Annotated in this window: 15 protein-coding genes; 12 read left to right on the top strand and 3 right to left on the bottom strand. The window is 71.4% G+C overall.

The annotated features are described in order from the left end of the window. The first annotated feature begins 7 nt into the window (after nt 1–7). The 5 genes from rpmG (at nt 8) to IE241_RS31350 (ending at nt 2,366) form a co-directional block, all read left to right on the top strand. Nucleotides 8–172 (top strand): 50S ribosomal protein L33, encoded by a 165-nt coding sequence (gene rpmG / locus IE241_RS31370; RefSeq protein WP_190025263.1) that lies wholly within the window; start codon nt 8–10, stop codon nt 170–172. Nucleotides 173–178: 6 nt separating this feature from the next. Continuing rightward, nucleotides 179–454 (top strand): type B 50S ribosomal protein L31, encoded by a 276-nt coding sequence (locus IE241_RS31365; protein ID WP_190025262.1) that lies wholly within the window; start codon nt 179–181, stop codon nt 452–454. Then, the gene (locus IE241_RS31360; protein WP_229900114.1) at nt 451–1,665 is read left to right on the top strand and encodes a CobW family GTP-binding protein; all 1,215 of its coding nucleotides are present in this window, start codon (nt 451–453) and stop codon (nt 1,663–1,665) included. Before IE241_RS31365 ends, IE241_RS31360 begins: the two co-directional genes overlap by 4 nt. A 37-nt stretch (nt 1,666–1,702) precedes the next feature. Next, the gene (gene rpsR, locus IE241_RS31355; protein ID WP_190025261.1) at nt 1,703–1,945 is read left to right on the top strand and encodes a 30S ribosomal protein S18; all 243 of its coding nucleotides are present in this window, start codon (nt 1,703–1,705) and stop codon (nt 1,943–1,945) included. A gap of 181 nt (nt 1,946–2,126) precedes the next feature. Further along, complete coding sequence (locus IE241_RS31350; RefSeq protein ID WP_106674436.1) at nt 2,127–2,366, top strand: DUF397 domain-containing protein; 240 nt, start codon at nt 2,127–2,129, stop codon at nt 2,364–2,366. A 36-nt stretch (nt 2,367–2,402) separates the two neighbouring features. Here the strand turns inward: IE241_RS31350 and IE241_RS31345 are convergent, their stop codons facing one another. Next, nucleotides 2,403–2,903 (bottom strand): ATP-binding protein, encoded by a 501-nt coding sequence (locus IE241_RS31345; protein ID WP_190025260.1) that lies wholly within the window; start codon nt 2,901–2,903, stop codon nt 2,403–2,405. Between the two features lie 324 nt (nt 2,904–3,227). On the opposite strand from IE241_RS31345, the gene IE241_RS31340 reads away from it, so the two are divergent. The 4 genes from IE241_RS31340 (at nt 3,228) to IE241_RS31325 (ending at nt 7,051) form a co-directional block, all read left to right on the top strand. After that, nucleotides 3,228–4,091 carry a Sco1979 family transcriptional regulator gene (locus IE241_RS31340; RefSeq protein ID WP_190025259.1) on the top strand — a complete coding sequence of 288 codons (864 nt, stop codon included), beginning with the start codon at nt 3,228–3,230 and terminating at the stop codon, nt 4,089–4,091. Between the two features lie 86 nt (nt 4,092–4,177). Next, nucleotides 4,178–5,635, top strand: a complete 1,458-nt coding sequence (locus IE241_RS31335) for an aldehyde dehydrogenase family protein (RefSeq protein ID WP_190025258.1) — start codon at nt 4,178–4,180, stop codon at nt 5,633–5,635. A gap of 118 nt (nt 5,636–5,753) precedes the next feature. After that, a complete protein-coding gene (locus IE241_RS31330) occupies nt 5,754–6,302 on the top strand; it encodes a DinB family protein (protein ID WP_190025257.1) in 549 nt (182 codons plus the stop codon). Nucleotides 6,303–6,436: 134 nt separating this feature from the next. Then, nucleotides 6,437–7,051, top strand: a complete 615-nt coding sequence (locus IE241_RS31325) for a PadR family transcriptional regulator (RefSeq protein WP_190025256.1) — start codon at nt 6,437–6,439, stop codon at nt 7,049–7,051. A gap of 27 nt (nt 7,052–7,078) precedes the next feature. Here IE241_RS31325 and gad read toward each other — a convergent pair whose 3' ends face one another. Beyond that, entirely contained in the window at nt 7,079–8,503 is a 1,425-nt protein-coding gene (gene gad / locus IE241_RS31320) for a glutamate decarboxylase (RefSeq protein ID WP_190025255.1), read from the bottom strand. An 84-nt stretch (nt 8,504–8,587) separates the two neighbouring features. On the opposite strand from gad, the gene IE241_RS31315 reads away from it, so the two are divergent. Further along, nucleotides 8,588–9,346, top strand: coding sequence for a MerR family transcriptional regulator (locus IE241_RS31315; RefSeq protein WP_190025254.1), 759 nt, complete (start codon nt 8,588–8,590; stop codon nt 9,344–9,346). Nucleotides 9,347–9,453: 107 nt separating this feature from the next. Here IE241_RS31315 and IE241_RS31310 read toward each other — a convergent pair whose 3' ends face one another. Further along, nucleotides 9,454–9,819 (bottom strand): YbjQ family protein, encoded by a 366-nt coding sequence (locus tag IE241_RS31310; protein WP_106674457.1) that lies wholly within the window; start codon nt 9,817–9,819, stop codon nt 9,454–9,456. Between the two features lie 244 nt (nt 9,820–10,063). Between IE241_RS31310 and IE241_RS31305 the strand changes: the two genes are divergently transcribed. Further along, complete coding sequence (locus IE241_RS31305) at nt 10,064–10,786, top strand: DedA family protein (RefSeq protein WP_190025253.1); 723 nt, start codon at nt 10,064–10,066, stop codon at nt 10,784–10,786. 234 nt (nt 10,787–11,020) lie between these two features. After that, entirely contained in the window at nt 11,021–12,712 is a 1,692-nt protein-coding gene (locus IE241_RS31300) for a threonine/serine exporter family protein (protein ID WP_190025252.1), read from the top strand. Nucleotides 12,713–12,985: the final 273 nt, after the last annotated feature.

Here is a 12,985-nt window from a genome sequence, read left to right as displayed (position 1 = left end):
AGCCCCCATGGCCCGCAACGAGCTACGCCCCGTCATCAAGCTCCGGTCCACCGCAGGGACCGGATTCACCTACGTGACTCGCAAGAACCGCCGCAACGACCCTGACCGCATGCAACTGCGCAAGTACGACCCCGTCGTCGGCCGCCACGTCACCTTCCGAGAGGAGCGCTGATCCGCCGTGCAGCCCGGAATCCACCCGCCCTACGACCCCGTCGTCTTCCGTGACCGCGCGGCCGGCTTCGCCTTCCTCACGCGCTCGACCGCCACCAGCGACAAGACGGTCGAGTGGGAGGACGGCAGGACGTATCCCGTCATCGACGTCGAGATCTCCTCGGCGAGCCACCCCTTCTACACCGGCACGGCCCGGGTCCTGGACACCGCCGGCCGCGTCGAGCGGTTCGAGCGCCGCTACGGCGCCCGCAACATCAACGGTGAACGCGGAGGCCCGCGGTGACCGCGCCGCACCCCTTGCCCGTGGCCCTGGTGGGCGGTCTGCACGCGGACGCCCGCCGGGCCGCGGTCGAGCGCCTCCTGCAGACCGTCCCCGGCAGCGTCGCCCTCCACCACGACCTGGCCACCGCCTCCGCCGGAACGGTTCGCCGGACCGTGCGCGACCGCACCGGCACGCTCGACGAGGGCGAGGCGCCGCTCGTCAACGACTGCGCCTGCTGCGCCCTGCGCGAGGACCTCATCCCCGAGCTGGAGCGGCTCGCCGCCTCGGGCACGTGCCGGCTCGCCGTCGTCGAGCTGTGGGACTCCGTCGAACCCAAGGCCATGGCCGAGGTCGTGGCCGCCCACGCGGGCGAGGACCTGCGCCTCACCGGCGTGATCACGGCCGTGGACCCCGCCCTCGTCCTGCCCGCCCTCGGCTGCGGCGACGACCTCGCGGAGGCCGGGCTGGCCGCCGCGGCCGCCGACCAGCGCACCGTGGCCGACACCTTCGCCCGCCAGCTGGAGTACCCGACGGTGCTCGCGCTGGCGGAGGGGACCGCCGCGGAGGACGACGACGCCGGTGACGGCGAGCGGACCGCCTTCGGCGAGCCCGTGGCCCCGGCCGACGCCGCCGACCACGCCCTCCTCGCCCAACTCGCCCCCACCGCACGCCACATCGCCGTCGATTCCGTGGAACTCGCGGCCGCAGCCGTCGCCGGATTCGACGTGGAGGCCGCCGCGGCCCGCCAGCACCCCGCCTGCGCGCTGCTGCCGCAGGAGGCCGACGCCGACGGCGTCGCCACCCTCGTATGGCGGGGCCGCCGGCCCTTCCACCCGGGACGGCTCTACGCCGCACTGGAAGACCTGTGCTGTGCCGCCGCGCGCAGCCGGGGCCGCTTCTGGCTCGCCGACCGGCCGGACACGCTGCTGGCGTGGGACGCCGCGGGCGGCGCGCTGTGCGTGGAGAGCGCCGGGCCGTGGCTCGCGGCGCTGCCGGACGCCGCCTGGGACATGGTCCCGCCGGACCGGCGCGTCGCCGCCTCCCTCGACTGGGACCCCGAGCACGGCGACCGCGTCCAGCACCTCACGTTCACCTCGCCCGGCCTCGACGCCGACGGGCTGCGCGCGCTGCTGGAGTCGTGCCTGCTGACCGACGCCGAATACGCGGGCGGGCCCGACGCCTGGCGGCTGCTCCCGGCTGCGTTCGACGAACTCCTCGACCCCGTTTCCTGACCCGGTTTCCCGACCCGCCTGCCTTCAAGGACTTTTCATGCCGCGCCGCCCCGACCACCGCAAGAACCTCAAGCCCCGCCCCAATCCCCTGGATGCGGCAGATATCACGTACATCGACTACAAGGACACCGATCTGCTGCGGAAGTTCATTTCGGACCGGGGGAAGATCCGCAGTCGCCGGGTGACCCGCGTCACCGTTCAGCAGCAGCGTCAGCTGGCCCGGGCGATCAAGAATGCACGTGAGATGGCACTCCTGCCGTATTCGAGTACGGGCAAGTAGTCGTCGTTCGCCTGGTCACGATGGTGTAGTCACCTTGAAGTAGTGGTGGGAACACCGTAAGTGCACGTGCATTCGCTCATGCAGAAGCATGTGAACGCAGCTATGATCCCGAGTAGTTGTCAACCCCATCATTCGCCGCCGGGCGTGCCGGGGTGCCCCTGCAATTCTCCGGGAGAGTCCTGTGCCTCACGCGTACAACGGCATGGCTGCCGCGGACCTCGACGGCGTCGTCTGGCGGAAGAGCCGGCACTCCAACTCCCAGGGCTCCTGCGTGGAGTTCGCCAAGCTGCCGGGTGGCGGGGTCGCCGTGCGCAATTCCCGTCATCCGGACGGTCCGGCGCTCGTCTACACCCCTGCGGAGATCGACGCCATGCTGCGCGGGATCAAGGACGGGGAATTCGACTATCTGGTGACCGACTGATGACCGACTGATGCCTGAACCGGGGGCCGGTTACCGCTAAGCGTGCTGCTCGCGCGGCAGCCGGAAGAGGGCCCATACGACCTTGCCGTGCAGCGCCCCCGCCAGTGGGTGCCAGCCCCAGGTGTCGCTGAAGGACTCGACGAGGAATAGCCCCCGCCCGCACTCCGCCGACGCATCCGCCTCGCCGGCCGTCGGGCTCTCCTCGCTGGGGTCGCGCACGGCGCACACGAGCCGCGACGTCCACCGCATCAGGTGCAGCCGCACCGGGGGGTCGAATTCGCCGCCGGATATCGGCTCGGCGGGCAGGGCGTAGCGCAGGGAGTTCGTCACCAGCTCCGAGACCACGAGGGCCACGTCGTCGAAAAGGCCCGCCAGGCCCCAACCCTGGAGGGTCGTTCTGGTGAAGGTGCGGGCCGTCCTGACCGCCTCGAAGCGGGGTGGAAGCGCGCAGGAGGCCGAGTTCGGGACGGCCGATGGGGCGATCGGTGGCAGCCCTCGCCACAGAGGAGAGAGCACAGTCGATCCTTCGGTACCCATCCGAGGCACTCCTGGCAATCGTGGACGTGACACGCACGTGTGCGTTCCCCATCGTTCCCAATGCGGATGGCGGATGCAAGGGCAGATGCACGTGCACGTGGGGGGTTTGGGGGCGCACGTCAGCGTTCGGCCGCAATTCTTCCTACGCCCTCTTCCGTACGACCTCCGGCCTACTCCCCTCCGGGTAGCCGGATGCACACTCAATGCACACTCAACGGAGCCCGGAGATGGCAGACTTCACCGCCGGGGGCCGCGGGGGTCGCCCCCGGAGAGGGCGAGCGCGGCAAGGCCGGGAACGGAACCGGAAGAGGAGGAGTCGCAACGATGGCCACGAGCGAGTCGAGCGGTTCAGTGGTGCGCCGCATACTCCTGGGCTCCCAGCTCAGGCGACTGCGTGAGTCACGTGGGATAACCCGAGAGGCGGCCGGTTACTCGATCCGTGCGTCCGAGTCGAAGATCAGCCGTATGGAGCTGGGCCGGGTGAGCTTCAAGGCACGCGATGTGGAAGACCTTCTGACGCTCTACGGGGTCACGGACGAGCTGGAGCGCGAGGCGCTGCTCGGCCTTGCCCGCGAGGCCAACGTCGCCGGCTGGTGGCACAGCTACGGGGACGTGCTCCCCGGCTGGTTCCAGACCTACGTGGGGCTGGAGGGAGCCGCCTCGCACATCGGGATCTACGAGGTGCAGTTCGTGCACGGGCTGCTGCAGACCGAGGGGTACGCCCAGGCCGTCGTGGTCCGCGGCCAGCCCGCGGCCGACGAGGCGGAGGTCGAGCGCCGCGTCTCGCTGCGCATGGAGCGCCAGAAGCTGCTCTTCTCCGAGCGCGCCCCGCACTTCCACGCCGTCCTGGACGAGGCCGCACTGCACCGCCCGTACGGCGGCGAGGCCGTCATGCGCGGGCAGCTGCAGCACCTCATGGACATCTCCGAGCAGGCCAACGTGACCCTCCAGGTGATGCCCTTCGCGCACGGCGGGCACGCGGGCGAGAGCGGCGCCTTCACCATGCTCCGCTTCCCCGAGTCGGACCTGTCGGACGTGGTCTACCTGGAGCAGCTCACGAGCGCGCTCTACCTCGACAAGCCCGATGAAGTCGCCCAGTACGGAAGGGTGATGGAGCGGCTGCACGAGGACAGCCTCTCACCGGCGGCCACCCGGGACCTGCTGAGGCGGCTGCTTCAACTCATGTGACACATCAGTACGATGACGTCCCATCAGGAGCGCATTCCGGTTCGGGCGCCGCCGAGCGCCCCCGTATCTCCAGGCAGGGATGGCACATGTCCTACTTCGAAGAATTGGCCTTCCAGTACATCGACGGCGAGTGGCGGTCCGGCACCGGCTCCTGGGACATCGTCGACTTCAACCCGTACAACGGGGAGAAGCTCGCCTCCATCACCGTCGCCGGCGTGGACGAGATCGACCAGGCCTACCGCGCCGCCGAGCGGGCCCAGCCCGCATGGGGCGGCACCAATCCGTACACCCGCCGGCTGGTCTTCGAGCGTGCGCTGCGCGTCATCGACGACCGGGAGGCCGAGCTGTCCGCCGCGATCACCGCGGAGTGCGGCGGCACGGCCCTGAAGGCGGCCTTCGAGCTGCACCTGGCGCGGGAGTTCCTGCGGGAGGCCGTGCACCTCGCGCTGAGCGCCGAGGGGCGGATCCTGCCCTCCCCGAACGACACCAAGGAGAACCGCCTCTACCGGGTGCCGGTCGGCGTCGTCGGGGTCATCAGCCCGTTCAACTTCCCGTTCCTGCTGTCGCTGAAGTCCGTCGCGCCGGCCCTCGCCCTCGGCAACGCCGTCGTCCTCAAGCCGCACCAGAACACGCCCATATGCGGCGGCGGCCTGGTGGCCAAGGTCTTCGAGGAGGCCGGGCTGCCGGCGGGTGTGCTCAACGTCGTCGTCACCGACATCGCGGAGATCGGCGACGCCCTCATCGAGCACCCCGTCCCGAAGGTCATCTCGTTCACGGGCTCCGACAAGGTCGGCCGGCACGTGGCCACGGTCGCCGCGTCCCACTTCAAGAAGACCGTCCTGGAGCTCGGCGGCAACAGCGCGCTGATCGTCCTCGACGACGCCGACCTCGACTACGCCGTCGAGGCGGCGGTATTCAGCCGTTTCATCCACCAGGGGCAGGTCTGCATGGCCGCCAACCGGGTGCTCGTCGACCGCTCGGTGGAGCAGGAGTTCACCGAGAAGTTCGTCGCGAAGGTCCGGAGCCTCAAGGTCGGCGACCCGGGCGACCCGGCCACCCACATCGGGCCGCTGATCAACGCCGGGCAGGCCGAGGCCATCGGCTCCCTGGTCGAGCAGGCCGTCGCCGACGGCGCGACCGCGCTGGTGCGCGGCCGGACGGAGGGCACGCTCGTCGAGCCGTCCGTACTGACCGGGCTGAAGGCCGACGCCGCGATCCTCGGCCAGGAGATCTTCGGGCCGGTCGCGCTGATCATCCCCTTCGACGGCGAGGAGGAGGCCGTCCGGCTGGCCAACGCCACGCCGTACGGGCTGAGCGGCGCGGTCCACACGGGGGACACCGAGCGCGGCGTGCGCGTGGCCAAGCGCATCGACGCCGGAATGATCCATGTGAACGACGGGACCGTGCACGACGAGCCGATCGTGCCCTTCGGGGGCGAGAAGGCGTCGGGCGTGGGACGGCTGAACGGCGACGCGATGGTCGATGTGTTCACGACGACGAAGTGGATCTCGATCCAGCACGGGAAGAGCCGTTTCCCGTTCTGAGCCGGATCCTTCGTACGGGCGTGCGTTGCGGACAGAACCTGACCGCATGGGGTCCTACTTTTACTTCAACGGCTCAACGGCTCAACGGCCCAGCGGAGCGAAGGAAAAGGCGGACCCCATGGTTACTCACGTCATCGAGAAGAACCCCTCCGACGAGCGCGGCACCCTGCTGGCGTTCGTGGAAGCCCAGCGGGGCGCCCTGCGGCGGGCGGTGCTCGGGCTGACCGACGAACAGGCGGCGCTGAAGCCGAGCGCGAGCGAGCTGTCCCTGGGCGGGCTGCTCAAGCACGTGATGCAGGCCGAGCAGAACTGGCTGATGCTGGCGCAGGGCCGGGCGGAGGAGTCCGAGCAGGACCCGTCGGCGTGGGCCGACGGCTTCCGGCTCCTGGAGGGCGAGACGGTCGCCGGGGTGCTCGCCCACTGGGAGCAGGTGGCGGCGGAGACGGAGAAGTTCATCCGCTCCGTGCCCAGCCTGGAGGACACCTTCCCGCTGCCCGAGGCGCCGTGGTTCCCGAAGGATTCGCGGGTGTCGATGCGCTGGCTGCTGCTCCACCTGGTCGAGGAGATCGCGCGGCACGCCGGGCACGCGGACGTCATCCGCGAGTCCCTCGACGGGAAGACCGCCTTCGAGCTGGTGGCGCTGGCCGCGGGGGACGACGGGGCCTGACGGGGCACGGGGCCTGACGCGGCCCGGCCCCTCGTTCCGCCTAATCTGGGCATCGTCCGGGCATCGTCCGGGCATCGCTCCGGGTGTCGCTCCGGGTGTCCGGACAGCGGTGGAACGAGGAGGCTGAGGGCGCGATGTCGGCGATCCGGTTGCTGGTCCTGGGCGCGGTCCGCCGGCACGGCCGGGCCCACGGCTACCAGGTCCGCAACGACCTGGAGTTCTGGGGCGCGCACCAGTGGTCCAACGCCAAGCCGGGGTCGATCTACCACGCGCTCAAGGCCATGGCGAAGCAAGGGCTGATGATCGCCCACGACACGGCGCCGAGCGAGGCCGGCGGCCCGCCGCGCACGGAGTACGAGCTGACGCCCGCCGGCCAGGAGGAGTACTTCCGGCTGCTGCGGCACGCGCTGTCCGCCCACGACGAGAAGATCGACGTCCTCACGGCGGGCGTGGGCTTCCTCGTCGACCTGCCGCGCGCCGAGGCCGTCGCCCTGCTGAGACAGCGGGTGGCGGCCCTGGAGGAGTGGCGCGAGGAGATCCACCGCAACTGGACCCCGGCCGAGGGCGAGGACTGGGGCCACATCGCCGAGATCATGGGCCTGTGGGTGCACACGGCGGAGACGGGCGGGGAATGGACCCGCGGCCTCATCGAGCGCCTGGAGGCGGGGGCGTACGAGATGGCGGGCGAGGGCGAGCCGTGGCGGGGCGGGATGGCCCCGGAGCCGGGCTCGGGCTCCACGGCCGGCTGAGCGTTCCCGGCCGGGCGTTCCCGGCTCCTAGTGGTGGAACGCCGTCGCCATCGCCTCCGGGCGGCCCAGCGGGCCCGGCTGGCGGCGGAGTTCCGGGAGGAGATCGCGGAGGTCGTCCATGAAGAGGTCGGCCAGGTCGTGGGAGAAGCCGTTGCGGCAGACGACGCGCAGGACGGAGAGGTCCTCGCGATCGGGCGGGAAGGTGTAGGCGGGGACGAGCCAGCCGCGTTCGCGCAGGCGGCGGGAGACGTCGAAGACGTCGTACGCGTCGATGCCGTCCGCGGTGGTGAAGGCGAAGACCGGGAGCTCGTCGCCGCGGGTGAGGAGGCGGAAGTCGCCCGTCTCCTCGATCAGGCCGGACAGGCGGCACGCCACGTCGCGCCCGTTCTGCTGCACCGCGCGGTAGCCCTCGCGGCCCAGCCGCAGGAAGGTGTAGTACTGGGCGGCCACCTGGGCGCCGGGGCGCGAGAAGTTGAGGGCGAAGGTGGGCATGTCGCCGCCCAGGTAGTTGACGCGGAAGACCAGTTCCTCGGGGAGGGAGGAGCGATCGCGCCACAGGGCCCAGCCCACGCCCGGGTAGACCAGCCCGTACTTGTGGCCGGAGGTGTTGATCGAGGCCACGCGCGGCAGGCGGAAGTCCCAGACGAGCTCCGGGTCGAGGAAGGGCGCGACCATCGCCCCCGACGCGCCGTCCACGTGGACCGGCACGTCCAGGCCCGTACGGCCCTGCAGCTCGTCCAGGGCCGCGCAGACGCCCGCCACCGGCTCGTAGGAGCCGTCGAACGTCGAGCCCATGACGGCGACCACCCCGATGGTGTTCTCGTCGCAGAGGGCCGCCGCGGCGCCGGGGTCGATGTGGAAGCGGTCGCCCGCCAGCGGCACCTGGCGCGCCTCCACCTCCCAGAAGTTGCAGAACTTCTCCCAGCAGACCTGGACGTTGGCGCCCATCACCAGGTTCGGCCGGGCGTCGGCGGAGGGGTACCGGTGGCTGTTGCGGGCGGCCCAGCGCCGTTTGAACGCCAGCCCCGCCAGCATGCACGCCTCACTCGACCCGGTGGTCGAGCAGCCGACGGCCGTGGACGGGTCCGGGGCGTGCCAGAGGTCGGCGAGCATGGCCACGCAGCGCCGCTCCAGCTCGGCGGTGCGCGGGTACTCGTCCTTGTCGATCATGTTCTTGTCCCGGCACTCGGCCATGAGCACCGCCGCCTGGGGCTCCATCCAGGTGGTGACGAAGGTGGCCAGGTTGAGCCGGGCGTTGCCGTCGAGCATCAGCTCGTCGTGGACGATCTGGTACGCGGCGTGCGGGGCCGTCGGCCCGTCGGGCAGCCGGTGGCGCGGCGGCTCGGCGGCCATCCCGCCGACCGGGTCGGCCTCTCCGTAGAAGGGGTTCACCGCCAGCCTGCGGCGTGCGGAGCGGTCGCCGGGTGCCTTCTCGCCTCGGTGCAGGGCCATGATCGCGACAATACGGACTTGCACCTCACGTAACGGGAGGACTCACCGTGGAGCCCGCAAGCCCGTAACGGGAAAGGAGCGGAGATGAGCTACTCCGTGGGACAGGTCGCCGCCCTCGCCGGGGTGACCGTGCGGACGCTGCACCACTACGACGAGATCGGGCTGCTCGCGCCCGGTGAGCGCAGTCACGCCGGGCACCGGCGCTACGACGACGCCGATCTCGACCGGCTGCAGCAGATCCTGTTCTACCGGGAGCTCGGCTTTCCGCTGGAGGAGGTGGCGGTGCTGCTCGACGAGCCGGGTGCGGACCCGGCCGAGCACCTGCGCCGCCAGCACGGTCTGCTCGTCGAACGGATCGAGCGGCTCCAGCGCATGGCCACCGCCGTGGAGCACGCCATGGAGGCGAAGAAGATGGGCATCAAGCTCACGCCGGAGGAGAAGTTCGAGGTGTTCGGGGACTTCGACCCCGACGCGCACGCGGAGGAGGTCGAGCGGCGCTGGGGCGGCACGGACGCCTACCGCGAGTCGCAGCGCCGGGCCGCCTCGTACACGAAGGAGGACTGGCAGCGGATCAAGGACGAGGTGGACGGGCTCAACGCGCGCATCGCCGCCCTCATGGCCACCGGTGCGGCACCGGAGTCCCCGGAGGCCATGGACCTCGCCGAGGAGCACCGGCAGCAGATCCGGCGCTTCCACTACGAATGCAGCTACGAGATGCACACCGGCCTCGCCGAGATGTACATCACAGACGAGCGGTTCACCGCCAACTACGAGGCGATCCGGCCCGGCATGGCCGTCTACCTGCGGGACGCCATCCTGGCCAACGCGGTGCGCAACGCGTGAACAACGCGGTGCGCAATGCGTGAACAACAGGGGCGGCCCGGCCTGTGCCCGGGCCGCCCCGCCGGCGTCCGCCTGCCGCCCGAACGGCAGCCCCGCCGGCCGTCCCGTCACGGACGGGGCGAGATCACCACCGCCGTGCCGTACGCACACACCTCCGTGCCCACGTCCGCCGCCTCCGTGACGTCGAAGCGGAACATCAGCACCGCGTTCGCGCCACGCGCGCGTGCCTGCTCGATCAGCCGCTCCATGGCCTGGTTGCGGGTCTCCACCAGGGTCTTCGTCAGACCCTTGAGCTCGCCGCCGACCAGGGACTTCAGGCCCGCACCGATCTGGCTGCCGATGTGGCGGGAGCGCACGGTGAGGCCGAAGACCTCGCCGATGACGCGGTCCACCTTGTAGCCCGGGACGTCGTTCGTCGTCACGACCAGGACGTCGGACTGGCTCTGTCCGCCGCCGTACTCCTCGATGCCCATCGCATCCACCTCCGTGTGTGCAGTGTGTGCAGTTTTGCCGGTGCCTCACCAGGACGCATGCCGGGGCCCCGGGGTTGCGCCGAGCGGGTGTACGCCGCGGGGGCGGCCCTCGCCCGGCCGCTGCCGCACACTGGAACGCGGGGGCCCCCGGTCGCGTTGGTAACTTGGGGCCGCACATCACCCCGCCCAGCCTGTGCCCGGGCCTCGCACGAGCCTGCGCCCTCGACCCAGGAGCCTGTCACCCGTGACCCCCACGACCACTCTCGCGCTCGGCCCCCAGTGGCTGGATGCGAACTATCTGATCGAGCAATTCGGTCTGATCGGCGTCCTGGCCATCGTCTTCGCGGAGTCCGGCCTTCTGATCGGCTTCTTCCTCCCGGGCGACTCCCTGCTGTTCACCACGGGTCTGCTGGTGACCACGGGCCAGATCGACAAGCCGCTGTGGATCGTGTGCACGCTGGTGGCGGTCGCGGCGATCCTCGGTGACCAGGCCGGATACCTCTTCGGCCGCAAGGTCGGCCCCTCGCTCTTCAAGCGCCCCGACTCCAAGCTCTTCAAACAGGAGAATGTGGAGAAGGCGCACGAGTTCTTCGAGAAGTACGGCCCGAAATCGCTGGTCCTGGCCCGTTTCGTGCCGGTGATCCGGACGTTCACGCCGATCATCGCCGGCGTGAGCCGGATGAACTACCGCTCGTTCCTCATCTTCAACATCATCGGCGGCATCCTCTGGGGCGTCGGCGTGACGCTGCTCGGTGCGTCGCTCGGCAAGATCGAGTTCGTGCACCAGCACATCGAGATGATGCTGGTCGCGATCGTGCTGATCTCCGTGGTGCCGATCATCATCGAGTTCCTGCGGGCCCGCTCCAAGAGCAAGAAGGCCGCGGCGCAGGGCGGCGGCCACCCGGGCGCGGTGGGCGGCCCCCGCCCGCCGGCGCAGCAGCAGCGCGGCCGCCACGCGCGCCGCTGAGGCCGTCGGGCCGGCTCTGCGTCGTCCCTGAGCCGGTCCTGCGTCGTCCCTGAGCCGGTCCTGCGTCGTCCCTGAGCCGCCCCTGCGTCGGTCCTGAGCCGGCCCTGCGTCGGCTCTTCGTTCCGCATGGACCTCGCCCCACTGGGCACACGCCCCCCTGATCAGGCATGGTGACCCTAGGGCTAGTGCGCCGCCGGGCTTCCACCGGCGGCGCGGGCGTATGAGGAGCGCGAGGTGGCTGAGCGGCAGCGGGGTGGTCATGGGGCCGGCGAGGCTCCGGAGGATCGCAAGCCCCAGTCCGACGAGGCGCGCAGCGCCTTCACCCCGCCGCTCGGCGTCCCGCTCCCGCCACCGCCCGAGGACGAGCACCCGACCTCGGAGTTCGCCATACCGGAGGGCGTCGCCCCCGAGCCGCCCGGCGAGCCCGAAGGCTCGGCCTTCACCCTCCCCGCGGGTGCCGTCGCCCCCGACTCCAGCACCACCCTGAGCACGCTCCTGCCCGGCTACACGCCGCCGTACGGCTCGCCCAAGGTCAGCCTGACCAAGGACACGCCCTGGCAGGACCGCATGCGCACCATGCTGCGCATGCCCGTCGGCGAGCGGCCCGCCCCCGAGCGGGCCGCGAAGCAGGACGAGCCCGGCCCGCCCGTCCCGCGCGTCCTCGACCTGACGCTGCGCATCGGCGAGCTGCTGCTCGCGGGCGGCGAGGGCGCCGAGGACGTGGAGGCGGCGATGTTCGGCGTCGCGCACGCCTACGGGCTCCACCGCTGCGAGCCGACGGTCACCTTCACGCTGCTGACCGTCAGCTACCAGCCGTCCCTCGTCGACGACCCGGTCACCGCCAACCGCACGGTGCGGCGGCGCGGCACCGACTACACGCGCCTGGACGCCGTCTTCCGGCTCGTCCACGCCATCACGTCGCAGGGGCTGACGCTGGAGGAGGCCTACCGCGGCCTCGCCGAGATCCGCCGCAACCGCCACCCGTACCCCGGCTGGGGCCTGACCGCCGCCTCCGGGCTGCTCGCCGGCGCGGCGAGCATGCTCGTGGGCGGCGGGCTCGTGGTGTTCCTCGCGGCCGCGGTCGGCGCGATGCTGGGCGACCGGCTGGCGTGGCTCGCGTCCGGGCGCGGGCTGCCGGAGTTCTACCAGTTCGTGGCTGCCGGGCTGCCGCCCGCGGCGATGGGCGTGGCGCTGAGCGCCCTCCACGACTACGTGGACGTCCAGGCGTCCGCGGTGATCACCGGTGGGCTGTTCGCCCTGATCCCCGGGCGGGCGCTCGTGGCGGGCGTCCAGGACGGCCTGACGGGCTACTACATCACCGCGGCGGCCCGGCTCCTCGAAGTCGGCTATCTGATCGCCGGCATCGTCTGCGGCGTGCTGATGGTCCTCTACGGGGGCGTGCACATCGGCGGGGCCACACTCAATCCGGAGGCGGCGCTGGAGCGCGTGGAGCGGCCGGTGATCCAGATCATCGCCGCGATGCTGCTGTCCTTCGCCTTCGCGGTGCTGCTCCAGCAGGAACGCCACTCCGTGTGGGTCGCCACGCTCAACGGCGGGGTCGCCTGGGTGGTCTACGCCGCGCTCGCCGACACCGCCGGGCTGGACCCCGTGCCCGCCACGGCCATCGCCGCCGGGCTCGTCGGCCTCTTCGGGCAGCTGCTCTCGCGCTACCGGTACGCGTCCGCGCTGCCGTACGTGACGGCGGCGATCGGGCCGCTGCTGCCGGGTAGTGCCGTGTACTTCGCGCTGCTGAACTTCGCGAAGAACGAGCTGAACACCGGCATCGCCAGCCTCACCAAGGCCGCTGCGCTGGCGCTGGCCATCGCCATCGGGGTGAACCTGGGCTCCGAGATGGCCCGGATGTTCCTCAAGGTCCCGGGAGAAGCGGCGGGGCGCCGTGCGGCAAAGCGCACGCGAGGCTTCTAGCAAGCCTTACGCGGGGCGCGCCTGCACGGTCCGGGGTACCCCGGAGTCTTTGCCCGCCGCGACGGCGATCCGCCCCAGCGGACGTGTCCGGCGGTGCCGAGCGGGGGTTCCGGGCGGCCCGGACGGCCTTCGCTTCGCAGTGCCCGCACGCCGGGCGACTTCCACCCGCCGCGACGGCGATCCGCCACAGCGGACGTGTCCGGCGGTGCCGAGCGCAGCGGAGCTCGTACGGCACCGCCGGGCTGCGCCGTCGTGGCGGATCGCCGTCGCGGC

Origin of the sequence: Streptomyces hiroshimensis (assembly GCF_014650335.1) — a bacterium.
Taxonomy (GTDB): Bacteria; Actinomycetota; Actinomycetes; order Streptomycetales; family Streptomycetaceae; genus Streptomyces; species Streptomyces hiroshimensis.
The sequence above is the reverse complement of the archived record's forward strand: the minus strand, read 5'-3'. Positions and strand labels throughout refer to the sequence as shown.

Excerpts from the sequence above, each read along its gene's own strand:
- rpmG (WP_190025263.1), top strand. The coding sequence starts at position 8 with ATGGCCCGCAACGAGCTACGCCCCGTCATCAAGCTCCGGTCCACCGCA.
- rpsR (WP_190025261.1), top strand. The coding sequence starts at position 1,703 with ATGCCGCGCCGCCCCGACCACCGCAAGAACCTCAAGCCCCGCCCCAAT.
- IE241_RS31345 (WP_190025260.1), bottom strand. The coding sequence starts at position 2,903 with ATGGGTACCGAAGGATCGACTGTGCTCTCTCCTCTGTGGCGAGGGCTG.
- IE241_RS31340 (WP_190025259.1), top strand. The coding sequence starts at position 3,228 with ATGGCCACGAGCGAGTCGAGCGGTTCAGTGGTGCGCCGCATACTCCTG.
- IE241_RS31335 (WP_190025258.1), top strand. The coding sequence starts at position 4,178 with ATGTCCTACTTCGAAGAATTGGCCTTCCAGTACATCGACGGCGAGTGG.
- IE241_RS31330 (WP_190025257.1), top strand. The coding sequence starts at position 5,754 with ATGGTTACTCACGTCATCGAGAAGAACCCCTCCGACGAGCGCGGCACC.
- IE241_RS31325 (WP_190025256.1), top strand. The coding sequence starts at position 6,437 with ATGTCGGCGATCCGGTTGCTGGTCCTGGGCGCGGTCCGCCGGCACGGC.
- gad (WP_190025255.1), bottom strand. The coding sequence starts at position 8,503 with ATGGCCCTGCACCGAGGCGAGAAGGCACCCGGCGACCGCTCCGCACGC.
- IE241_RS31315 (WP_190025254.1), top strand. The coding sequence starts at position 8,588 with ATGAGCTACTCCGTGGGACAGGTCGCCGCCCTCGCCGGGGTGACCGTG.
- IE241_RS31310 (WP_106674457.1), bottom strand. The coding sequence starts at position 9,819 with ATGGGCATCGAGGAGTACGGCGGCGGACAGAGCCAGTCCGACGTCCTG.